This is a genomic window from Achromobacter sp. 18P8.1.1, assembly GCF_057799415.1.
Genome location: NZ_JBYOKH010000021.1, coordinates 38,875 through 62,130, shown reverse-complemented (window position 1 = coordinate 62,130; position 23,256 = coordinate 38,875). Strand labels below are relative to the sequence as shown.

19 protein-coding genes are annotated in these 23,256 nt (G+C 66.3%); 2 read left to right on the top strand and 17 right to left on the bottom strand.

What is annotated here, in order from left to right:
* The first annotated feature begins 9 nt into the window (after positions 1–9).
* Entirely contained in the window at positions 10–915 is a 906-nt protein-coding gene (locus AC27VE_RS15260; RefSeq protein ID WP_488704347.1) for an EamA family transporter, read from the top strand.
* An 11-nt stretch (positions 916–926) separates the two neighbouring features.
* Here the strand turns inward: AC27VE_RS15260 and AC27VE_RS15255 are convergent, their stop codons facing one another.
* From AC27VE_RS15255 to AC27VE_RS15210, 10 genes are all read right to left on the bottom strand, one after another.
* Positions 927–1,907: a Bug family tripartite tricarboxylate transporter substrate binding protein gene (locus tag AC27VE_RS15255; RefSeq protein ID WP_427960693.1), complete on the bottom strand. Its 981-nt coding sequence runs from the start codon at positions 1,905–1,907 to the stop codon at positions 927–929.
* A gap of 29 nt (positions 1,908–1,936) precedes the next feature.
* The gene (otnI, locus tag AC27VE_RS15250; RefSeq protein WP_454677982.1) at positions 1,937–2,722 is read right to left on the bottom strand and encodes a 2-oxo-tetronate isomerase; all 786 of its coding nucleotides are present in this window, start codon (positions 2,720–2,722) and stop codon (positions 1,937–1,939) included.
* Between the two features lie 59 nt (positions 2,723–2,781).
* Positions 2,782–3,723, bottom strand: a complete 942-nt coding sequence (locus AC27VE_RS15245; RefSeq protein ID WP_488704346.1) for a hydroxymethylglutaryl-CoA lyase — start codon at positions 3,721–3,723, stop codon at positions 2,782–2,784.
* An 11-nt stretch (positions 3,724–3,734) separates the two neighbouring features.
* The gene (locus tag AC27VE_RS15240) at positions 3,735–4,925 is read right to left on the bottom strand and encodes a CaiB/BaiF CoA transferase family protein (protein ID WP_488704345.1); all 1,191 of its coding nucleotides are present in this window, start codon (positions 4,923–4,925) and stop codon (positions 3,735–3,737) included.
* A gap of 10 nt (positions 4,926–4,935) precedes the next feature.
* On the bottom strand, positions 4,936–5,658 hold the full coding sequence (locus AC27VE_RS15235; RefSeq protein WP_280029210.1) for an ABC transporter ATP-binding protein: 723 nt from the start codon (positions 5,656–5,658) through the stop codon (positions 4,936–4,938).
* A 9-nt stretch (positions 5,659–5,667) separates the two neighbouring features.
* Positions 5,668–7,449 (bottom strand): branched-chain amino acid ABC transporter ATP-binding protein/permease, encoded by a 1,782-nt coding sequence (locus AC27VE_RS15230; protein ID WP_006227113.1) that lies wholly within the window; start codon positions 7,447–7,449, stop codon positions 5,668–5,670.
* Positions 7,446–8,360: a branched-chain amino acid ABC transporter permease gene (locus tag AC27VE_RS15225; RefSeq protein WP_088588861.1), complete on the bottom strand. Its 915-nt coding sequence runs from the start codon at positions 8,358–8,360 to the stop codon at positions 7,446–7,448. Before AC27VE_RS15225 ends, AC27VE_RS15230 begins: the two co-directional genes overlap by 4 nt.
* Before the next feature lie 81 nt (positions 8,361–8,441).
* Entirely contained in the window at positions 8,442–9,644 is a 1,203-nt protein-coding gene (locus AC27VE_RS15220) for an ABC transporter substrate-binding protein (RefSeq protein ID WP_454677985.1), read from the bottom strand.
* 43 nt (positions 9,645–9,687) lie between these two features.
* Positions 9,688–11,322, bottom strand: coding sequence for a GMC family oxidoreductase (locus AC27VE_RS15215; protein ID WP_488704344.1), 1,635 nt, complete (start codon positions 11,320–11,322; stop codon positions 9,688–9,690).
* An 18-nt stretch (positions 11,323–11,340) separates the two neighbouring features.
* Positions 11,341–12,810, bottom strand: a complete 1,470-nt coding sequence (locus AC27VE_RS15210; protein WP_488704343.1) for an NAD-dependent succinate-semialdehyde dehydrogenase — start codon at positions 12,808–12,810, stop codon at positions 11,341–11,343.
* 190 nt (positions 12,811–13,000) lie between these two features.
* Here AC27VE_RS15210 and AC27VE_RS15205 point away from each other — a divergent pair, with 190 nt between their 5' ends.
* Entirely contained in the window at positions 13,001–13,891 is an 891-nt protein-coding gene (locus AC27VE_RS15205; RefSeq protein WP_035214028.1) for a LysR substrate-binding domain-containing protein, read from the top strand.
* A 21-nt stretch (positions 13,892–13,912) separates the two neighbouring features.
* Here the strand turns inward: AC27VE_RS15205 and AC27VE_RS15200 are convergent, their stop codons facing one another.
* The 7 genes from AC27VE_RS15200 to AC27VE_RS15170 form a co-directional block, all read right to left on the bottom strand.
* Positions 13,913–15,109: an ABC transporter substrate-binding protein gene (locus tag AC27VE_RS15200; protein WP_088588857.1), complete on the bottom strand. Its 1,197-nt coding sequence runs from the start codon at positions 15,107–15,109 to the stop codon at positions 13,913–13,915.
* Positions 15,110–15,235: 126 nt separating this feature from the next.
* Positions 15,236–16,480 carry a dihydrolipoamide acetyltransferase family protein gene (locus AC27VE_RS15195; protein ID WP_488704342.1) on the bottom strand — a complete coding sequence of 415 codons (1,245 nt, stop codon included), beginning with the start codon at positions 16,478–16,480 and terminating at the stop codon, positions 15,236–15,238.
* A gap of 12 nt (positions 16,481–16,492) precedes the next feature.
* Positions 16,493–17,194: a GntR family transcriptional regulator gene (locus AC27VE_RS15190; RefSeq protein ID WP_006227105.1), complete on the bottom strand. Its 702-nt coding sequence runs from the start codon at positions 17,192–17,194 to the stop codon at positions 16,493–16,495.
* A gap of 10 nt (positions 17,195–17,204) precedes the next feature.
* Positions 17,205–17,933, bottom strand: coding sequence for an SDR family NAD(P)-dependent oxidoreductase (locus AC27VE_RS15185; protein WP_488704341.1), 729 nt, complete (start codon positions 17,931–17,933; stop codon positions 17,205–17,207).
* The gene (locus AC27VE_RS15180) at positions 17,911–20,118 is read right to left on the bottom strand and encodes an alpha-ketoacid dehydrogenase subunit alpha/beta (protein ID WP_488704340.1); all 2,208 of its coding nucleotides are present in this window, start codon (positions 20,116–20,118) and stop codon (positions 17,911–17,913) included. Before AC27VE_RS15180 ends, AC27VE_RS15185 begins: the two co-directional genes overlap by 23 nt.
* Positions 20,119–20,167: 49 nt before the next feature.
* On the bottom strand, positions 20,168–20,938 hold the full coding sequence (locus tag AC27VE_RS15175; protein ID WP_035214019.1) for an SDR family NAD(P)-dependent oxidoreductase: 771 nt from the start codon (positions 20,936–20,938) through the stop codon (positions 20,168–20,170).
* Between the two features lie 221 nt (positions 20,939–21,159).
* On the bottom strand, positions 21,160–23,172 hold the full coding sequence (locus AC27VE_RS15170) for a TonB-dependent receptor domain-containing protein (RefSeq protein WP_488704366.1): 2,013 nt from the start codon (positions 23,170–23,172) through the stop codon (positions 21,160–21,162).
* Between the last annotated feature and the right edge of the window lie 84 nt (positions 23,173–23,256).

Sequence of the window (23,256 nt, the reverse complement as noted above, 5' to 3'; positions counted from 1 at the left end):
CCCGCCACCATGACCGCCGCCACCTTGAACACCGGGCAGAACGCCTCGGCCTCCACCCTACTTCCCACCCTGTCGCTGATCGGCGCCATGGCCTCGCTGTGCATTGGCACCTCGTTCGCCAAGTCGCTGTTTCCCGAAGTGGGCGCGCAGGGCACGACCGCTTACCGCATCGTGATCGGCGCCATCATCCTGATCGCGTTCTGGCGGCCGTGGCGCTTTCCGCTGACCAAAAAGAACGCGGCCAAGATCGCCCTGTACGGCGTCACGCTGGCCTGCATGAACCTGCTGTTCTACATGGCGCTGCGCACGCTGCCGTTGGGCGTGGCGATCGCCATCGAATTCACCGGGCCGCTGACCTTGGCGGTGGTGCTGTCACGGCGCGCGATCGACTTTGTCTGGATCGCTTGTGCGCTGGCCGGACTCGTGCTGCTGATCCCCACCGGCCAATCCATCCATGACCTGGACCCGACGGGCATCGCCTACGCGCTGGCTGCCGCGGTCTGCTGGGCGCTCTACATCATCTTCGGCAAGATGGCCGGCAACGTGCACGGCGGCCAGGCGACGTCGCTGGGCCTGCTGGCCGCCACGATGGTCGCGCTACCGGTGGGCGCCGCCCATGCGGGCATGGCCCTGCTGGACCCCAAGCTGATCCTGGCCGGCATCGGAGTCGGCATCCTGTCCAGCGCCTTGCCGTATTCGCTGGAAATGGTGGCGCTGCGGCGGCTGCCGCAAAAGACCTTTGGCGTGCTGCTCAGCATGGAGCCCGCGATGGGCGCGCTGGCCGGGGTGATCGTGCTGAACGAACACCTGACCCAGACGCAATGGCTGGCCATCTGCGGGATCATCCTGGCGTCGGCCGGTTGCGCGGCAACCGCGCAACGCAGCCGCAAGGCCCAGGTGCCCGCCCCCGACTAAGGCATGCGCCGTCAGTCGGCCGATATGCCCTTGTGGCGGATCACCGCGCCCCAGCGGTCGCGTTCCTCGCTCGCATAGGCAAAGAACGCGTCCGGCGTGCTGCCGGCGGGTTCCATGCCTTGCAAGGTCAGTTGCTTGATCACGTCGGGCGACTGCAAGGCCGCCACGATGGCGCGGCTCAGCTTTTCCACGATAGGCTTGGGCGTCCTGGCCGGGGCCACCACGCCTTGCCACGCCGCGGCTTCCAGGGGATAGGCGCCGGCCTCCCCGAAGGTTGGCACGTCGGGCAGCAGCGCCGACCGTTGCGCGGCCGGTACGGCGATGGCGCGCAGCTTGCCCGCCTGGATCAACGGCCGCGCGGCGGCCAGGTCGGCCATCATCAGGGGCACAACCCCCGAGGCCACGTCCTGCAGGGCGGGCGGCGTGCCCTTGTATGGGATCGCCGTGGCCTGCCCGCCGAAGGTCTGCAGGAACAGTTCCATGGCCAGATGGTGCGGACTGCCCACGCCCAGCGAGGCGTAGCTGGCCTGCTTGCCGCTGCGCAGATACATCAAGACGTCGGTCATGGTGGTCAAGTCGGATGCCGGCGACGCCACCAGGACGATGGGCAGGTTCACCAGCGTAGACACCATCGACAGATTGCGGAACGGCTCGTAAGGCAGGTTCTTGTACAACGACGGGTTCAGCGCCAGGGTGCTCATGCCTGCCGTCATCAGCGTATAGCCGTCCGGCGCGGCGCGGGCGGTTTCCTGCGCGGCGACGATGGTGGCGGCGCCGGGGCGATTTTCAACCACCACCGTCTGGCCCAGCGAGTCGCCCACGTGCTTGGCGACGATGCGGGTCGCCAGGTCGCTGCCGCCGCCGGGGCTGAACGGCACCAGCCAGCGGATCGGATGGTCCGGATATTCCGCGGCGGGCGCACTGGCGGAAAATGCGGCGGCGGCCGACAGCGCCGCCCCAAGCAAGGCGCGGCGGATGGTGCTTGTACTCATGACCTGGTCTCCTGAAATGTTCGCGTCCATCAACCGCGTGCGGGGGACAGCCAGCGCAGGCCGGCGGAGGTATCGCCTGCCGGCCGGTATTCGCAGCCGATCCATCCCCGGTAGTCCAGTTCGCGCAGCACGCCGAACACCCAGCCGTAATCCAGTTCGCCGCGATCCGGTTCGTGGCGCAACGGCACGCCGGCGATCTGCAGGTGCCCCACGCGTCCGGTCGGCAGGTATTCCCGCAGCTTGGCGGTGACGTCGCCTTCGACAATCTGGCAATGGTACAGGTCCATCTGCACCTTCAGGTTGGGCGCATTGACGGCCTGCACGATCGCATGCGCATCGTCTTGGCGATTGAGGATATAGCCCGGTATGTCGCGGGTATTGATGGGTTCGATCAGCACCGTGACGCCCGCCGAACGCGCCTGGCGCGCGGCCCAGTCCAGGTTCTCGCGGTAGCAATCCAGCAGGGCCTCGCGCGGCACGTCGGCCGGCGCCAGGCCCGCCATCACGTGGACATTCGAGCAGGACAACGCCGTCGCGTAGGACAGCGCCTGTTCGATTCCGGCCTGGAACTCCGCTTGCCGGCCGGGCAAGGCGGCCAGCCCGCGCTCGCCCTGGCTGACCACGCCGGGCGGCGCGTTGAACAGCACCTGCGACACCCCGGCCGCATCGATGCGTTCGCGCACGAAGGCCGCGGGCGCTTCATATGGGAACATGCATTCCACGCCCAGAAAACCATCCGCCGCTGCTGCGGCGTAGCGGTCCAGGAACGCATGTTCCGGGTACATCATCGACAGGTTGGCGGCGAATTTCAGCATGGCGGGCTCCGGGCCGGGCGGCATTCCCGGCAACTTAGCACACCGCCGCCCCGCCGGGGCTACCCGCCGAAGTCGGGCGCCGGATGCAGCGTCAGGCGCGGCCCCGCCTTCAGGATCTGGCTGGGGATGTCGTGCCCGACCAGCGCGGGCAAGGTCGCCGCGATGCCCAAAATTCGGGTCAGGTCCACGCCCGTGTCGTAGCCCATCAGTTCCAGCATGTGCACCAGTTCTTCCGTGCAGACGTTGCCGCTGGCGCCCGGCGCATACGGGCATCCGCCCAGTCCGCCCAGCGACGCGTCGAAGCGGTCGACGCCCGCCTCCAGCGCCGCCAGCGTGTTGGCCAGCGCCATGCCGCGCGTGTTGTGAAAGTGCAGGGTCGTGGTCAGATCCGGAAACAGCCGGCGGACCTCGCGGCTGATCTTGCCCACCTGCGTGGGATAGGCCATGCCGGTCGTGTCGCACAGGGTGATGCCATCCACGCCCAGCGCGGCGAAGCGCCCCACCAGTTCCAGCACGTCGAAGGCGTTGATGTCGCCTTCCATCGGGCAGCCGAAAACCGTCGACAGCGACACGTTGACCGCGACGCGGCTGCCGCGCACCACGCTGACCACGTCGCTCAGTTGCTCGAACGACTGCTCACGCGTCATGCGCAGGTTGGCGCGGTTGTGGGTCTCGCTCACCGACATCACCAGGTTGACCTCGTCCACGTTGCACTCCAGCGCCCGTTGCGCGCCGCGCACGTTGGGCACCAGCACCGTGTAGACCACGTCCGGATTGCGTTCGATCTGGTGCATCACGGCTTCGGCGTCGCGCAGTGCCGGAATGGCCTTGGGCGAGGTGAAGGACGTGGCCTCGATCTTGGCGAATCCGCTTTGGGACAACGCGTTGATGAAGTCGATCTTGTCCTGCGTCTCGATGAACTGCTTTTCGTTCTGGAAGCCGTCCCGGGGCGCCACGTCCTGGATGTACAGCTTCTTGCGGGTTGCGCTCGGTTCGTTCATGGCTGTCCCTTTCAGATGATGCCGCGCGCGCGCCAGTCGGCGCGCTTCGCCTCGTCGATGCCCAGGCCGGCCAGCACGCCGTCCGTGTCCTGGCCCAGGGCGGGCGCGGCGCTACGCACCTCGCCCGGCGTCTCCGACAGCTTGGGCACGATGCCCGGCAGCTTGATCGGCGTGCCATCGGGCAGCGCGCCGTCCAGGATCATGCCGCGCGCCTGGTAGTGCGGATCGGTGGCGATATCGGCCACGTCGTAGATCTTGCCGGCCGGTATCTGTCCTTCGTTCAGACGGACGAGGACCTCGTCCAGCGGGTGCTGGCCCGTCCACTGCGAAATGGCGTCGTCCAGCATCACCACGTGCTTCACGCGGCCGGCGTTGTTGGCCAGTTCCGGCGCATCGGCCAGGTCCGGGCGGCCGATCACGCCCATCAGGCGCTTGAAGATGCTGTCGCCGTTGCCGGCCACCAGTACGTACTTGTTGTCCTGGCAGCGGTACGCATTGCTGGGCGCGATGCCCGGCAGGCTGCTGCCCGCCGGCTGGCGCACTTCGCCGAACACGGCGTATTCCGGCAACAGGCTCTCCATCATGTTGAAGACGGATTCATACAGCGCCACGTCGATCATCTGGCCCTGGCCGTTCTGGTCGCGCGCACGCAGCGCCAGCAGGATGCCGATCACGCCATGCAGCGCGGACAGCGAATCACCGATGGAAATGCCCACGCGCACGGGGGTGCGGTCCGGCTCGCCGCTCAGGTGGCGCAGGCCGCCCATGGCTTCGCCGATGGCGCCGAAGCCGGGCAGGTCGCGGTACGGGCCCGTCTGGCCATAACCGGACACGCGCAGCATCACCAGCCGCGGATTGATGGCGCGCAGGTCTTCCCAGCCCAGGCCCCAGCCTTCCATCGTGCCCGGCTTGAAGTTCTCGACCACGACGTCGATGTCCTTGACCAGGGCGCGGATCAGGTCCTGCGCCTCGGGCTGGCGCAGGTCCAGGCTGACCGATTTCTTGTTGCGCGACTGCACCTGCCACCAGACGGACGTGCCGTCGTGGATCAGGCGCCAGTTGCGCAGGGGGTCGCCCTTGCCGGGCGGCTCGATCTTGATCACCTCGGCGCCGAATTCGCCCAACATCTTGGCGGCGAACGGCCCGGCGATCAGCTGGCCCAACTCCAGCACACGGATCCCGCTCAATGGTTTGGATGACATGATTGCCTCGTCAGCTCTTGTGTTTTCCCAGATAGGCCTCGCGCACGCGCTCGCTGGCCAACAATTCCTGGCCGGTGCCCTCCATCACGATGGAGCCCACCTCCAGCACATAGGCGCGGTCCGAAATCGCCAGCGCCTGATTGGCCATCTGCTCGACCAGCAGGATCGTCATGCCGCGTTCCTTCAGCGACTTGATGATCTTGAAGATCTCGGCCACGATCAGCGGCGCCAGGCCCAGGGACGGCTCGTCCAGCATCAGGATGCGCGGCTTGCTCATCAGCGCGCGGCAGATGGCCAGCATCTGCTGTTCGCCGCCCGACAGCGTGCCCGCATACTGATCCCGGCGCTCTTTCAGGCGCGGGAACATGGCAAAGCAACGCTCGATCTCGGCGGCCAGTTCCGCGGGCGGCTCCTTGCGCAGGAAGGCGCCCAGCATCAGGTTGTCGAACACGGTCTGGTCCGGGAACACCTGGCGGCCTTCCGGCACGTGGGCGATACCCAGCCCAACGCGCTTGTGCGCACTGACGCCACCCAGGTCCTGCCCGGCGAACGCGATGGACCCCGTGGACTTCTCGATGCCCGACAGCGCGCGCATCATCGTGCTCTTGCCCGCGCCGTTGCCGCCGATGATGGTCACGATCTCGTTCGTGTCCACATGCAGCGACACCCGCTTCAATGCGTTGACGGCGCCGTAGCTGACCGCCAGGTCTTTGATATCCAGTAATCGGCTCATGGTGGTCTCCTATGCGGGCGCGCCCAGGTAGGCTTCGATCACTTTCGGGTTCTCCTGGATGTGGTTCGGCAGGCCGGACGCGATCTTCACGCCATAGTCCAGCACGACGATGTGGTCCGAAATCGCCATGACCAGATCCATGTGGTGTTCGATCAGCAGAATGGTCAGGCCCATGCCCTTGAGCTTGACGATCAGATCGGTAAGCTGGTCGGTCTCGGCCGGGTTCAGGCCCGCCGCGGGTTCGTCCAGCAGCAGCAGGTCGGGCATGGCGGCCACCGCGCGGGCGATCTCCAGCCGGCGCTGCAAGCCGTAGGGCAAGCTGTTGGCGGCATCGTCCGCGTAGCGGTCCAGGTCGAAGAACTTCAGGATGGCGAATGCCTCCTGGCGCATGCGCCGTTCTTCGGCCAGGCTGGCCGGCAACCCCAGCAGGTTCGAGAAGAAGCCGGACTTCTGCACCCGATAGAACCCCACCATCACGTTTTCAAGCGCGGTCAGGCCGTCGAAAAGCTTTAGGTTCTGGAACGTGCGGCCGATGCCGGAGGCCGCGATCTCGTTGGCCGACAGGCCCACCATCTGCTTGTTCTTGAAGCGGATGCTGCCCGCGTCCGGCGCAACCAGCCCGGACAACAGGTTCAGGGTCGTGGTCTTGCCCGCGCCGTTGGGCCCGATCAGCGACACGATCGAGCCTTGCGCCAGCGAGAACGACACCTTGTTGGTGGGAACCACGCCGCCGAAGGCCTTGTACAGGTCCTTCACTTCCAGGAACTCGGGCGCGGCCCGGCCTTGGCCGGGCTTGGCGGGCGGCGCGGTGCGCTTGGGCGTCCATTCGGCCGCGTTCGTGCTGCGCGCCAAGGCGTCGCGCTGGCCGCGCTGCGGCAAGACGCGGCGCAGCAAACCGGCCAGGCCTTCGGGCATGGCGTACAGCGCAAACAGCAGGATCAGGCCATAGGCGAAATGCTGCACTTCGGGCCAGCGCGCCAGCATGGCGTCCAGCACGGTCAGCACCACCGCGCCCAGGAACGAGCCGACCGGGGTGCGGCCGCCGAACAGCACCAGCACCAGGAAGAACACCGACAGGTTGAAATTGACGAAGTCGGAGTTGATGTACTGGTTCTGCTGCGCGACCAGCCCGCCCGCGATGCCGCAGGTGATGGCGCTGATTGCAAACGCCAGGATCTTGAAACGGTAGACGCTGATGCCCACGCTTTCCGCGGCGATTTCAGAGGTGCGCACGGCAGCGAAGCCGCGGCCGAAGCGACCGTTCAGCAACAGCGAGGTCATCGCATGCAACGCCAGCCCCACCAGCACCACCACGACCACCCACTGGCGGCTGTCCAGCGTGGCGCCGTTGAAGGTCAGGCCGGTGATGCCGTAGAAGCCTTCCTGGCCCTTGAACACGTCGGTCCATTCGGACACGATCTTTTCGATCAGCAGGCCGAAGGCGATGGTGACCATTGCCAGGCTGGGCCCTTTGACCTTCAGCGCCGGGATGGCGATCGCCACGCCGAAGACGGCGGACACGCCCGCCGCGCACAGCAGCGCCAGCCACGGATTGACCTGGTAGTTCACCGTCAGCAGCGCCACGGTGTAGGCGCCCACGCCGAACAGGCCGGCGTGGCCCAGCGACTTCTGCCCGGTCTGGCCGACCAGGATGTTGAAGCCGGTGGCGGCGATGTAATAGACCCCGATGTTGAACAGGATCAGCAGGTAGAAATCGTTCAGCCCCGAATAGGCGAAACCCACGGCCAGGGCGGCGATGACGAGCGGAATGAGGAGTTTGGACATGTTCACACCTTCTCCGCGTGCACGCGGCCCAGGATGCCGGCCGGGCGGAAATACAGCACGACGATGATCAGCGCGAACACGGCGATCTCGCGCAGGTTCGAATACCAAAGGCCGATCAGCGATTCCAGCAGCCCGATCAGGAAGCCGCCGAAGATGCAGCCGCGCGGGTTCTCCAGCCCACCCAGGATGGCAGCGGAAAACGCCTTGAGCGACAGCAGCGTGCCCACGAACACGGAGGCGGTTGCGATCGGCGCGATCATCACGCCGGCGATTGCGGCCAGCGCCGAGCTGATGACGAACACCGCCACCGCCACCGCGTTGGCATTGATGCCCATCAGGCTCGCGGTAGACTTGCTGAACGCCACCGCGCGCACCGCCTTGCCCATCTTGGTCTTGTGCAGCGCCCAGTCAAACACGATCATCAGGACGAGCGTGGTGCAGAACACCAGGATCTCCTGGGGACGCACGCCGGTGCCGAAGATCGTGATGATGCCTTCACCCAGCGGCGAGGCCACCGCGATCGGGGCCGGGCCCCAGATCAGCAGCGCCAGGTTCTGGATGATGATGCCAAAGCCGATGGTGCTCATCACCCATGACAGCCCCGCTTCGCCCACGAAGTGCTTGATGGCCGTGATGTACAGCACGAATCCCAGCAGGCCCAGGACCAGCATGGCCGCCAGCAGCGCGAACAGGAACGATCCCCAGGTCACGTCCTCGGGGCTGGGAAAGCCGATCAGCTTGCCTTGCGTGACCAGCAGGATCGCGCTGATGCCGATCAGGCTGGCCAGGGCCAGGAACGCGCCCTGGCCGAAGTTGAACGTCTTGGTCGTGGTGTAGGTGATGCTGAAACCGAAAGCGACCAGGGCATAGACGCTGCCCATGGCCAATCCACTCAATATGGCTTGTAGTATTTGCATGCTGAAGGCCCCCTTTTGACGACTCCCCCGCAGCGCTGCCGCCGCGGGGGAGAGATCCTTGATGTACCGCTTTCCTGCCGTTTACAGCTTCAGGTCTTCGGGCTTGATGGCGCGGGTGACGTCGTCGTCAACCGTCACGACCTTGCCGTCGATCCAGCGCACCAGGCGGAAGTCCTTGACCGACAGGGCTTCGTGGTTGTCTGCCGAAAACGGCTTCTGGTAGGCCTTGATGACGCCTTGCGCCTGCGACAGTTGCTCCAGGGCGGCCTGCACGGCGGCGCCGTCGGTGGACTTGGCCTGCTCCATGGCGGCGGCGATCAGCTTGACCGAGTCATAGGCCTGCGCGGCCATCACGTAGGTCGGCACGCGGCCGTCGCGCTTCATCAGCGTGTCGTATAGCGCCTTGGATTCTTTCGACGAGTCTTCGGTGATCGACGCGGTGAAGATCATCTTGCCGGCCAGCTCCGGGCCGGCGATACGCAGGAACGGCGAGCTCAGGTTGGCCCAGGACGCGAGCGTCGTCGGGAAGTAATTGATCTTCTCCAGGCTGCGCATGACGTGCGCGTTGGAGTCGGCCAGCGCATAGACGATCAGTGTGTCCGCACCGGACGCCTTGATCTTGTTCAGTTGCGAGCTCATGTCCGTGTCCTTGGGACCGAACTTCTCGTTGGCGACCGGGGTGATCTTGTGCAGCGCCAGGATCTCCAGCGCATCCTTTGCGCCTTGCTGGCCGTAGCCGGTGGTGTCGGCGATGATCGCCACCTTGCCCGACTTGCTGGCGCGCGCCGCATAGGCGGCCAGCAGCGCGATCTGGTCACGGTCGCGCATGGACACGCGGAACACGTAGTTCGGAGGCGACTTGGCGTAACGGCCGGTGATGTCGGTGGCGGTCGCCACCGGCGAGATCGTCGGGATCTTCTTCTGCTGCACGATGTGCAACCAGGCCAGCATGTTGCCGGAATTCACGCCGCCCAGCATGGCGTTGACCTTGACGTTGTCGACCAGTTCGTTGGTGTTCTGGATCGCCTTGGGCGGGGCGCCGACGTCATCGCGTTCGACGATGACGACCTTCTTGCCCAGCACGCCGCCTGCGGCGTTCAGGTCATCCGCGGCCTGGCGCGCGCCGGCCAGGGCCGAAATGCCGAAGTCCGCCGAGCCGGTGGCCGACATGTCGCTGTTGAAACCGATCTTGATGTCGTCGGCAAGCGCAGCGCCGCTGGCGCTCGCAAGCGCCGCCGACAGCAGCAAGGTCTTCATGATCTTGGGGAAATGCTTGGTGTACACGTTGTCTCCTAACGGGTCACTCGAGTGACCGCATCTTGGGTTTTCAGGAATTCCTGATCAGGTCGGCCGCCTTGTTGCCGATCATCATCGTGGCGGCGCAAATATTCGCCGACGGCATGGCGGGCATGACCGACGAATCGATCACGCGCAGGTTCTCTACGCCGTGCACGCGCAGCTGCGCATCCACCACGGCGTACTTGTCGCCCTCCGGACCCATGCGGGCCGTGCCGTTGACGTGATAGGACGACACGCCGAAACGGCGCGCGAAATCCAGCAGTTCGGAATCCGATTCGCACAGGGGGCCAGGCAGCGCCTCGCTGTCGAAGTACGGCGCCAGTGCCTGCGACTGCAACAGCCGGCGAGCCAGGCGAATGCCGCGCACCAGCGTCTGCTGATCGCGTTCGTCCGCCAGGTAGTTGGCCAGGATCACCGGGTCCTGCAGCGGATCGGCCGAACGGATGCGAACCTGACCGCGGCTGTCCGGGCGGTGCTGCCAGACACCCGCCGTCATGCCGGGAAAGTCGTCCAGCACGCCAACGTAGCCTTCCTTGTAGCTGGCGGGCGTGAACACGCCCTGCAGGTCGGGCGCGGTCAGTTCCGGCCGCGATTTCCAGAAATAGTGCAGCAGCGATGGGCTGAGCGCCATGATGCTGGGCCGCTTGAACAGCCAGCGGCTGATCTGGCCGGCCAGGTTCAGGCCTTTGACCAGTTCATTCATGGTCTGGCTGTTCTTCACGCGCGCAACGATGCGCACGGAATAGTGGTCACTTAGGTTCTCGCCCACGCCGGGAAGATCGCATACGACCGGGATGCCGTGCTCGCGCAGCAGCTCGGCCGGCCCCAGGCCGGACAATTGCAGCAGCTTGGGCGTGTTGATCGCGCCGCAGGCCACGATGACCTCGCGCTTGGCGCGCACGGCACGCACCCGGGCAGGATGCGCGGGGTGGCAATAGGCCACGCCCACGGCCCGGGCGCCGTCGAACAGCACGCGGGTAGCCTGCGCATAGGTGCGCACGTCCAAATTCTTGCGCGCCATCGCAGGCTTCAGGAAGCACTTCGCCGTGCTCATGCGCCAGCCGTTGCTGATGGTGCGCTGGAAGTAGCCCACGCCCGCCTGGTCGGCACCGTTGTAATCGGGGTTGCGCGGAAGGCCTTGCTCTACCGCGCCGGCAATGAAGGCCTCGCACAGCGGGTGAATCCAGTCGATGTCGGTGACGGGCAGTTCGCCCTGGCGGCCGCGATAGCGGTCGTCGCCGCCCACCCGGCGCTCCATCGACTTGAAGTACGGCAGCACGTCCGCATACGCCCAGCCAGGGTTGCCGAGGCTCGCCCAATGGTCGAAGTCGGCCGCCTGGCCACGGTTGTAGACCAGGCCGTTGATGGACGTGGAGCCGCCCAGCGTGCGGCCCTGCGGGATCGGCACGCGTCGCCCGTTGGTCTGCGCCGTGCCTTCGCTTGAGAACTGCCAGGCGTATTTCTTGTTGAATACCGCCTTGATGAAGCCGGCCGGAATGTGCAGGAACGGGCTGTTGTCCGGCGGGCCCGCCTCCAGCACGCAAACGGTCGCCCCGTCGGCTGACAGGCGGTTGGCCAGGATGGATCCGGCCGCGCCGGAACCGACGATCACATAATCGAACGAGTCGGCGTCCCGCAGGGACGCTTGCTGGGCTTGGCTCATGTCAGGGTTCCGGAAGGGTTAGCGCGGCGCGTTGAACGACTTGCCGGCCAGGCACACGTACTTGATTTCGAGGAACTCTTCGATGCCGTACTTCGAGCCTTCGCGGCCCACGCCCGATTCCTTGATGCCGCCGAACGGGCCGACCTCGTTGGAGACCGCGCCGGTGTTGACCCCCACGATGCCGTATTCCAGCCCTTCCATCATGCGCCAGACGCGTTCCAGGTTGGCCGTGTAGAAATAGGCGGCCAAGCCGGAGGCGCTGTCGTTGGCGCGCTCCAGCACGGCAGCTTCGGAGTCGAAGGTGCTGATGCCCACCACGGGTCCGAAGATCTCTTCGTGCGCCAGTTCCATGGCATCCGTGATGCCCGTCAGCAGCGTCGGTTCATACAGCAGGGTGCCGGCCTGGCGCAGCTTGCCGCCCGCCAGCAGCGTGGCGCCATGCGCGGTGGCGTCGGCCACCAGGCGCGTCACCTTGTCGACTGCGCGCTGGTCGATCAGCGGGCCTTGCGTCACGCCGTCTTCCAGCCCGCCGCCCACTTTCATGCGGCGGATCTCAGCCAGCAGCTTGGCGTTGAACGCGTCTGCCACGCTGGCGTGGACGTAGACGCGGTTGGCGCATACGCAGGTCTGGCCGGCGTTGCGGAACTTGGACAGCACCAGCCCCTGCACCGCCTCGTCCAGATCAGCGTCCTCGAACACGATGAAAGGCGCGTTGCCGCCCAATTCCAGCGACAGCTTCTTGATGTTGGAGGCGCTTTGCTGCATCAGCAGGCGCCCCGTCTGCGTCGAGCCGGTGAAGGTCAGCTTGCGCACCGTGGGGTTCTGCGTCAGTTCCGTGCCGATGGGGGCCGGGTCGCCGATGACCACGTTCAGTACGCCAGGGGGGATGCCCGCCTGCTCGCCCAGCCAGGCCAGCGCCAGCGCGGTGAACGGCGTCAATTCAGAGGGCTTGAGCACGACGGTACAACCGGCTGCCAGCGCGGGGCTGACCTTGCGCGTGACGAGCGCCGACGGAAAATTCCACGCGATGATGGCCGCGCACACGCCGACCGGCTGGCGGATGGCCAGCATGCGCTGGTCGCTGCGGGTGTGCGGCAGCACGTCGCCGTAGACGCGCTTGGCTTCCTCGGCAAACCATTCCACGAACGACAACGCGTAGTTCAGTTCGCCGCGGGCCTCGGCCAGCGGCTTGCCTTGCTCCAGCGTCAGCAATAGCGCCAGATCGTCGCTGTTGGTCTCGATCAGGGCATGCCAGCGGCGCAGGATGGCCCCGCGTTCCTTGCCCGTCTTGGCCCGCCATGCCGGCAGCGCGGCATCGGCGGCCGCGATGGCACGCGCGGTTTCGGCCCGGCCCAGATTTGGGACCGTGCCCAGCGGGCTGGCGTCGAAGGGATTGCGCACCGTGATGGTGGCCCGGTTGTCGGCGTCGCACCAGGCGCCGCCGATGTACGCCTGCTGCCGCAGCAGCTGGCTATTCTGCAGATTCATTGCTTTGCGCTCCATCCATCCTTCTTGCGCCGTCCGCTCAAACAGGCGGGCCGGTCGCTATTTTTGGGGAGAATAGCAACGGGCTTGCCGTCCCCAATAGCAGTCATTAACGATGCTGCCATCGCCAAACGCGATGGCAAGCGTGTCGCTCGCTACAATGGCCGTTCCCTTGCCGCCTTCGCCTGCCGCCATGCGTTTAGACCCCACTTCCCTCAAGCTTTTCATCAGCGTGGTCGAACAAGGCACCATCGCGGCGGCCGCCGAACACGAGCACATCGCCGCAGCCGCGATCAGCAAGCGCATCAGCGAGCTGGAAGAGAACCTGAAGATCCGGCTGCTGATCCGCACCAACAAGGGCATCCGCCCCACCCCGGCCGGCATTGCGCTGTCCACCATGGCGCGCCGCGCCCTGCACGAGCTGGACGAGATCGCCGTGCAGATGCGCGACTACTCGCGCGGCCTGCGCGGCTTCATCCGCGTCTACGCCAACATCTCCGCCATCACGCAGTTCCTGCCGCAAGACATCAAGCTGTTCCTGAACGACTACCCCAACGTGCAGGTGGACCTGGAAGAGAAGATCACGTCCACCATCATCAAGTCAGTGGCCGAGAACGCGGCGGACGTCGGCATCTTTTCCGGCGACGCGCCCGACGACGACGTCGAGATCCACCCCTACCGCGAAGACACGCTGGCGCTGGTCGTGCCCGCCGACCACCCCTTGCGCGACAAGCCCGGCTTCCGCTTCGCCGACGCGCTGGAACACGACTTCATCGGCCTGCATCGCGGCAGCGCCATCAACCGCATCCTGTCGAACGCCGCCAGCGACGAAAAGCGCACCATCCGGCTCAAGGTGCAGGTCACGGGCTTCGACGCCCTGTGCTTCATGGTGAACTCGGGGCTGGGCATCGGCGTGCTGCCGCTGGACATCGCGCGCCGCTACTCGGTCATGTTCGACCTGCGCATCATTCCGCTGGCCGAACCGTGGGCGCGCCGCAAGATCCAGATCTGCGTGCGCTCGTTCGAATCGCTGCCCACCGCCGCCAAGCTCTTCGTCAACCACCTGAGCCGCGGCCAGGCCTGAACCGGCCGGCCGCGCGCCCGCTTACTGCTTCAGGTCTTCGGGCTTGATGGCCTGCGTGACGGCGTCATCCACCGACACCACCTTGCCGTCGATCCAGCGGACCAGGCGGAAGTCCTTGTACGACAGCGCTTCGTGGTTGGCCTTGGTGAAGGCCGGCGCATAACTCTTGATCACGCCGTCGACCTTGCCCAGGTTCTCCAGCGCCTGCTGGACCTTTTCGCCGTCGGTGGACTTGGCCTGCGTCATGGCCGCCGCCAGGATCTTCACCGAGTCATACGCGTGCGCGGCGAACACATAGGTGGGCAGCTTGCCCTCCTTTTTCATGATGGTGTCGTACAGCGCCTTGGACTGCGGCGTGGAATCCTGCGTGATGGATGCCGAAAAAATCATCTTCTTGGCCAGTTCCGGGCCCGCGATGCGCAGGAACGGGGGGCTGAGGTTCGACCAGGAACCGAGTGTGGTCGGGTAGTAGCCGATCTTCTCCTGGCTGCGCATCAGATGGCCGTTGGAATCCGCCAGCGCGTAGACGATCAGCGTGTCGGCGCCCGACGCCTTGATCTTGTTCAGCTGCGAGCTCATGTCCGTATCCTTCGGACCGAATTTCTCGTTGGCCACCGGCGTGATGCCGTGCAGCTGCAACACGGCCGCCGCATCCTTGGCGCCCTGCTGCCCATAGCCCGTCGTGTCGGCGATGATGGCGACCTTCTTGTTCTGCGTGGCGCGCGCCGCATACGCCGCCAACAGCGTGATCTGGTCCAGGTCCCGCATCGACACGCGGAAGATGTAGTTGGCGGGTTCCTTGCTGTAGCGGTTGGTGATCTCGGTGGCGGTCGCCGATGGCGAGATGGTCGGGATCTTCTTCTGCTGCACGATGTGCAGCCACGCCAGCATGTTGCCCGAGTTCACGCCGCCCAGCATCGCGACGACCTTCTCGTTGTCCACCAGTTCGTTGGCGTTCTGAATGGACTTGGGCGGGGATCCCACGTCATCGCGCGGCACGATGACGAGCTTTTTGCCCAGCACGCCACCGGCGGCGTTGATCTCTTCGGCGGCCTGCCGCGCGCCCGACAAGGCCGACACGCCGAAGTCGGCCGAGCCGCTGGCGGACATGTCGCTGTTGTATCCAATCTTGATTTCGCTTTGTGCCCAGGCGCCCTGCGCGGCCATTGCCAAGGCGGCAGCCAACGCGAGGCGCGTCAGCGGATTCTGCTTGTTCATTGCTTTGTCTCCAGACTTTATGTAATGGTGCTTCGACTTACCGCCGCCATCGGTCTGTACGCCGTTCGCGGTCCACCCTGCGCGCTGCTGATGTGGACACCTAGAACAACCTTTCCACTCAACCCGCTAGAGAATCAATTCGATGGGATGCTCCATGAAGTGCCGGACATCCTTCAGGAACCGCGCGCCCAGCGCGCCGTCCACCACGCGGTGATCGGCGGACAGCGTCAGGCTCATCACGTGGCCGATCGCCAGCGCGTCGCCGTCCACCACCGGTTGGCGCGTCACGGCACCCGCGGCCAGGATGGCTGACTGCGGCGGATTGATGATCGCCGCGAACGACTTCACGCCATGCATGCCCAGGTTCGATACCGTCATGCTGCCGCCTTCGTATTGGTCGGGCCGCAACCGGCCGCTGCGCGCCTGGTCCGCCAATTGCCGGACCTGCGCCGAGAGTTCGCGCAACCCCATGCGGCCGGCATCGCGCAGGATCGGCGTGATCAGGCCGGTCTCCAGCGCCACGGCGACGCTCAGGTCGACCTGCTCCTGGCGCAGCACGCCCTCGTCGGTCCATTGCGCGTTGATCTCGGGCACGCGCGCCACGGCGCGGGCGACCGCCAGCAGCAACAGGTCATTCAGGGAATAGCGGACGGGATCGGGGCTGGCCTGCGCGCTGTCGTTCAATGACTGCCGCGCCGCCATCATCGCGTCCATGCGGCAGTCCACGGTCAGATAGAAATGGGGAATCTGCTGCTTGGATTGCGCCAGCCGACGCGCGATCGTGGCGCGCATCGGGGTGTGCGGGGTCAGCGTGCCTGGGGCTGTGGCGGGCGCCTTGGCTGCCGGCCTGGCATCCGCCGCGGGACGATCCTGCGCAGCCTGCTCGATGTCTACGCGCACGATCCGTCCGTTCGGGCCGCTGCCGGTCAACGCATGCAGGTCCACGCCCATGATGCGGGCCAGCCGGCGCGCCGAGGGGCTGGCGAAGAGCCGGTGCGCGGGCGGTTCGACGGCGGTGGCAGGCGGCGCAACGACCGCCTGCGCCGGTTTGGCCGCAGGTGGCGCCGGCATGGCCAGCACGGGCGCGGTCGGTTCAGCGATGGGCGCATGCGCCTCGCGACGTGCGTCCTGCTCCGCCAGCAAGGTCGCGATGACGTCGCCCACCGGCACGGCGGTGTCGCCCGCTTCGACATGGATGCGGTCCAGCACGCCGCTGTCCACGGCCTCCAGCTCAATGACCGCCTTGTCCGTTTCGATTTCGGCCAGGATATCGCCCACCTTGACGGTGTCGCCGGACTGCTTCAACCACTGGAGAATCCTGCCTTGCGTCGTGCCCGCGCCGATCGCGGGCATCACGACTTCGATATCCATGTCTCACTCGCTTCAGGTGATGGCCAAATTGCCCGTCTTCTCGATATAAGCCGCCGCATCGGAAATGTCCGCCACCACCGCGTCGCGTGCGCCATCGGCGTCGCGCCGCCGCAGCGCCGCCAGCAGCGCGTCGTGGTGACTGAACGATTCCCAGCTTTCGGATTTCCGGTCCTTGCTGCTCATGCTGAGCGAGAACAGGGGCGCGATCTGCAGCCAGATGTTCTCGATCATCGTGACCAGCAGCGGCATCGCCGCCGCTTCGTACAGCGTGAAATGCAGGTTCCGGTTCGCTTCGATCGTCTTCAAGGTGTCGATCTTGCGCTGGTGCCCCAACTTGTCGAACTCGTGGGCGTGGCGTTCGATGCGCGCCACGGTCTCGTCGTTGATCACTTTGACGGCTTCGGCCGCGGCAAAACCTTCCAGACAGCACCGGATGCGCACGATCTCGCGAAACTTCGGCAGGCTGGGTTTCGGAACGCGCAGGCCGCGGCTGGGCAGCATTTCCAGCGCCCCTTCGGCCACCAGCTTGTTCACGGCTTCGCGCACCGGCATCGGGCTGGTGTTCAAGGCGGCGGCCAGGCCGCGCAAGGTGATCTTTTCCCCGGGCGGCACCGCGCCGCTCATCAGGAGCTGGCGCGTCTGTTGATAGATCTGGTCCGCGACGGTCACGCGTTCCTGCTTGTCGAGCAGGCCTTCCAGGATGCTGTTGTCCATGTTCTTGCGCCTAGTTCATGTAGACGCCACCGTTCACATCCAGCGTGGCGCCGCAAATGTAGCTTGCGCCATCCGAACATAAAAAGGCGATGGGCAAGGCGATCTCGCGGGGCTGGGCCATGCGTCGCAGAGGAATTCTATTCGCATCCAGGGCGGCGCCCTGCACCATGGCGGTGGCGGTCGCGCCCGGCGCCACGCTGTTGACGGTGATGCCCGACTCCGCCCCCTTGCGCGCCAGCCATTTCACGAAAGCGTGCGTGCCGCCTTTCGCCGCCACATAGTGGGGGCTGGCCGCCAGGCCGCCCATGCGCGCCGCCACGGATGACACCAGCACCATGCGGCCGCTGCCCTGCGGCGCCATCTTGGCCAGCGCCGCGCGGGTCAGGTGCATGACGCCCAGCAGGTTGATGTCGATGACCTGCCGGAACACGTCGTCCCAGCCGTCGGCGTTCCAGTCGTCCCAGGGGCAATAGCCCGCGTTGGCCACCAGCGCATCCAGCTTGTCGAGGCGTTGGACGGCGGCTTCCGCCGCGGCGCGATCGGTCACGTCGAACGCGATCGCCTGTGCCGCCGATCCCTGCGCGCGCAATTCCGCGGCCAGGGCCTCGGGGGCTTCCCGGTCGGCCAGCACCAGTGCGGCGCCCTGTTCGGCGCAGACGCGCGCCGTCTCGCTGCCGATGCCGCCGGCCGCACCCGTGATCAGAATGGTTTTGCCTTCAAGCGCGTAGGGCACGGACATTTCCTTGTGTGAGGTCCAGGGCGCTGTCGCGCCGCATGGCGGCGATCAGCGTGCGCAGGTCGTCCTCGTCCGCCAGCGCCGCGCGCTCCAGCGCCTGCGACACCGTGGGCGGCGCCCAGCGGCCCGTGACGCGCTGCACCGGCTGGTCCAGATAGTCGAAATAGCGGCGCTGGATCTCGTCGGCGATCAACGCGCCCAGGCTGGCGCCGCGCGTCGTCTGTTCGACGATCGCCACGCGGCCCGTCTTCATGACCGAACGCCCGATGGTGTCGTAGTCGATGTCGCGCTGCGACAGCGTGCGCAGGTCGATGATGTCGGCGCGCACGCCGGTTTCCTCGACGACCTGCCGGCAGCGCTCGACCATGCTGAGCGTGGCCAGCAGCGTGATCTGGTCGCCTTCCTGCACGCGCTTGGCGCGGCCGATGGGAATGCAGTAGTCCAGGTCTTTCGGCACCAGCGTCTTGCGCTTGTGCAGCTCCTGCGGCTCGATTACCAGCACCGGGTCCTGGCAGCGCAACGCGGAATTCATCAGGCCGACATAGTCGAAGGCGTTGGACGGCGCCACGATATGCCAGCCCGGAAACAGCGCGAACACGCCGGCCGGGTCCATGGAATGCTGCGAACCGTAGCCCTCCGCGCCCGGGATGCGCGTACGCAGCACCAGCGGCACGTTGGCCGTGCCGTTGAACAGGTGGCGGATCTTGCCCGCCTGGTTCAGCAGCTGGTCGCCCGCCACGAGGAAGAAGTCGCTGTACATCAGTTCCACCACCGGGCGCAGGCCCGACAGCGCCGCGCCCGTGGCCAGGCCGCAGAAGCCGTTTTCAGTGATCGGGGTGTTCACCAGACGGCCCGCGTAGGTGTCCGTCAACCCGCGCGTGGCGCCGACCGTGCCGCCGCCCATGTTGGCCACGTCTTCGCCGAACACGTAGATGCGATCGTCTTCGGCCATGCGCGCGCCCATGGTGCGCGACATGGCTTCGATGTAGGACAGGCTTTCCATGTCGTCCACATCGAAGTCTTCCGCCTCGGCAAAGCGCGCGCGGTCGAATTCACGCATATCGCTGGTCAAATGATCGTCCACGCTGGCGGCTGCCGGCCACAGCGCGGCGCGGATACGGGTGGCGGAGCCCGTGCCTTCCACGCACGAGTCCGCGGCCGCTTCCACGGCATCGGTGACGGTGGCGTCGATGGCGGCCAGGGTGTCGGCGTCCAGAATGCCGCGCGCGGTCAGTTCACGCTGTAGGAACAGCCAGGGATCGCGCGCCTTCCAGGCGTTTTCTTCGTCGCGCGTGCGGTAGCCGAAGGCGCTGCCGGGAATCGACGAGCTCTGATGGTAGTAGCGGTAGACCTCGGCCAGGATGAATGCCGGCCGCCCTTCGCGTTCGATATGCGCCTGCGCCCAGCGCGTGGCCAGCCAGACGGCGAAGGGGTTCATGCCGTCTACCTTGACGGCAGCGATGCCATGCGCCTGCGGACGCGTCAGCAGTTCGGTCTGGAACGTGGATTGCTCCACGCTCATCGACACCGCGTACTTGTTGTTCTCCAGGAAGAAGATCATGGGCAGGCCGTACAGCGCCGCCAGGTTCATGGCCTCGTGCGTGGCGCCCTGATGCACCGCACCGTCGCCGAAGAACGTGACCATCAGCTTGCCCGATCCGCGCTGTTTTTCCGCGAACGCGTGGCCGCAGGCGATGGGGATGCCGCCGGCGACGATGGCGTTGGTGCCCATGATGCCCAGGTCGGCGCGGCGCAGGTGCATGGAACCGCCGCGCCCGCCCGTCCAGCCGTCCTTCAAGCCCAGGATCTCGTGCATCAGGCCCTGGATCTCCTGGCGCATGCGCGGGGTGAGCCCGCTGGCGGCCGGGTCGAAGCCGTCTTCATACAGCGCATTGACCGCCTTGGCGACGCATTGGTGATGCGCGCGGTGCGTGCCGTTCATCAGCGTATCGATAGGCAGGGCCGCGACGCAGCCCGCCGCGCCGCCTTCCTGGCCGATGCTGGAATGCGCCGGCCCGTGCACCAGGTTCAGCTTATCCAGTTGCAGGATCTTTTCCTCGAAGCGGCGCGCCGCCAGGAACAAGGTCGTCAACCGCATGGCCTCGGCGCGCGTCAGCTGCGCCCAATCGCTGTCTTCCACCACCAGCGTGCGCGCTTCTGTCGTCTGCCCGATGTCCTCGAAAAGCATGTCTTCTCCTTGTGCAAGACCGGCCTCTGACGGGCCGGCAGCCTGCCGTTCAGATATGCGCGGTCACGCCGCCGTCCACCACCAGGCTTGCGCCCGTCACGAAGTCGGATGCGGTGCTGGCCAGGAACAACGTCGCGCCGATCAGGTCTTCGGGTTCGCCCCAACGGCCCAGCGGCGTGGTGGCCACCACCCGTTCGGCGTGGCCGGGAATGTCCACCCGCGCCTGGCGCGACAGCGCCGTGTCGATCCAGCCCGGCTGGATCACGTTGACGGTGATGCCGTCCGCCGCCCAGGCGCACGCCAGCGAACGCGTCAGCTGCAGGACACCGCCCTTGCTGGCGGAATAGGCCGCCGTCACCGCGTTGGACGCCAGCGCCAGGATCGAGCCGATGTTGATGATCTTGCCCTTGCCGCGCAGGCTCATCGGCGCGTGCACGGCCTGGCACATGTTGAACGTGCCCTTGAGGTTGATATCGACGATGCGGTCCCACACGTCTTCCGCGTACAGCTCGGGCCGCATGCGCGTATTGACGCCGGCGCAGTTGACCAGCACGTCCACGCCGCCGTAGCGCGCCACCACGTCGGCCACCGCATCTGCGCAGGCCTCGCGGTTTTCCACGCTGAGCGCGATGGCTCCGGTCTTCACGCCGGATTCGCGCAGCTCGGACGCCAGCGCGTCCAGCTTTTCCCCCGCCAGGTCGGCCAGCACCAGCGTCGCGCCGCCTTGGGCGAAAGCCCGGCTGAGCGCAGCGCCGATACCGCCCGCGGCACCGGTAATCAAAACGATCTTGTCTCGAACACTGAATAGTTGTTGGGTCATGCCTGCTTCGCCGCTGCCCGCGTACCGGCGGTTGCCGGACGCTATTTCTGATATGTGATCACAAATCTGATTCTAGGAACGGCATGTTCGGGCGTCAACAAGATCGGACTCGGGGTCTACCCGTAGAGGCTGTGCGCCCGCAGTGCAGCAAAAAAACGCCGGGGCGCATGGCCCCGGCGTCCGTCTTGCGGCCAGGCGTCCATCTCGGACGCCCTGCCTTGTCAGTACGTCATGCGCACGCCCAGCAGCACGCTGCGCCCGGGCAGCGGCGCCACCGACGAGATGAACGAGGCGTGGTTATAGGCCAGCTTGTTCAACAGGTTGGTGCCGCGCAGATAGACTTCGTAGCCGGTCGCGCCGTAGTGGCCGCGGTAGGCGACCACGGCATTGACCTGGTTGTAGCCCGGGGTGCTGTCTTCGTACGACGCGATGTCCTTTTGCGAGAACACGCGCGCGTATTCCACGCCGCCCGACCATTGCTGCCACGCCACGTTGCCGCGCACGCCCGCGCGCGCCGCCGGGATGCGCGGCAGATTGCCATCGCCGCCCGTCAGCTTGCCGCGCACATAGTCACCGAATACCGCCGCCGAGAACACCGGCGTGAACTGATGGCGCAGTTCGCCCTCGACACCCGTGAATTCCGCGTCGCGCTGCGTGTATTCGATCAGCCGGAAGTCTTCGTAGCGGTCGAGGGTGTTCGCGTAGATGTAGTTCTTCACGCGGTTGTGGAACACGCTGGCCGAGAACGTCGTGTCGCCCGAATGCTTGCGCAAGGTCAGGTCGATGTTGTGCGAGATCTCGCGACCAAGGTCTGCATTGCCCAGTTCGTAGGTGTTAGTGGCCAGGTGGACGCCGTCCGCATACAGCTCCTGCGCATTGGGCAGGCGTTGCGAGCGTGACAGCGACAGCGCCACGGAATACTGCGGCGCAAAGTCCCAGATGGCCGCGGCCGACAGCGACGTGCCCGACAGGCTGCTGCGCGAGGCGCCGCCCGACGGCGAGATGCGCTGCCAGTCCTGGCGCGCGCCCACTTCGAAGCGCCAGTCGTTCAGCTGGTATTCCTCCAGCACGAACAGGCCGTTGGACCGCGTCTTGCTGCGCGGCAGGAAGGCCTCTTCGCCTTCGGCGCGGAAATCGCTATAGGCGTTCTGCACGCCCACCACGCCACGCCAGCCGGCGATGGGCTTGTGCTGCAGCTCCACCCGCAGGTCGTAGCCCTTGTTCTTGAAACGGGTGCCGACCTGGCCGCCTTCGATCTCGTCGTGCTGGTAGTCGGTCAGGCCGCCGCGCACGCGAATCTTCTCGAAGCCGGCAAACGGGTCCTGGTACTCCGCGCGCAGGTCCAGGCGGTTGCTGCGCAGCTTCACGTACGGCACGCCGCCATGTTCATGCTCGTGATCATGGTCATGGCCTTCTTCGTCGTGGTCGTGATCGTGCCCGCCGCAATGCAGATGCGTGCCGTGCGGGTGGCAGCCTTCGTATTCGTGGTTATGCCCCGGCAGGCCGTACTTGCTTTCCAGATGCGTGAAGGCCAGGCCGACGTATCCGCGCGGGGTGATCCACGACATGCCGACAGAGCCCTGGGTGGATTCGCTGTACGAACCTTCCAGCTTGCCGCCCGGCCAATCGGGCACGTCGTAGTCGCTGGTGCGCCGCTTCATCCCTTCAACGCGCACCGCGAACTGGCCTTCGCCCGCCGTGATGCCCACCGCACCCGCACGTTCCTTGGTACCGGTCGCGCCGCGCAGTTCGGCTTCGGCCTCGATGCCCTTTTCCGGCACCGCGGTGGGGATCTTCTTGTCCACCACGTTCACCACACCGCCGATCGCGCCACCGCCGTACAGCAGCGTCGCCGGGCCGCGCAGCACTTCGATCCGCTCGGCCAGCAGCGGTTCGACCGTCACCGCGTGGTCGGGGGAAATGCTGGACGCGTCCATGACTTCAGAACCGTCGGACAGCACTTTGACTCGCGGCGCGGTCTGCCCGCGGATCACCGGCCGGCTCGCGCCGCCGCCGAAGGTATCGCTGTTGACGCCGGGCAGGTTCTTCAGGGTCTCGCCCAACGTGCCGGACCGCTGCTCGATCAGGGCATCGCCTTCGAGCACCGAGGCGGGCAACGTCGTGCTGTTCAAGTCCAGCCCCAGCGGGTTGGCGGACACGGTAATGGGGGCCAGCGTCTTGGCGCGATCGGACTCCGTTTCGGCCTCGGCCTGCGCGACCGGCGCGATCAGCATCAGTGAGCAGACCAGCGGTTTCAACGCCCCCCGGCGGCTGGCCCGCAGGGCCTTCGCCCCGCCTCTTTCCTCAACCGCCCCTAG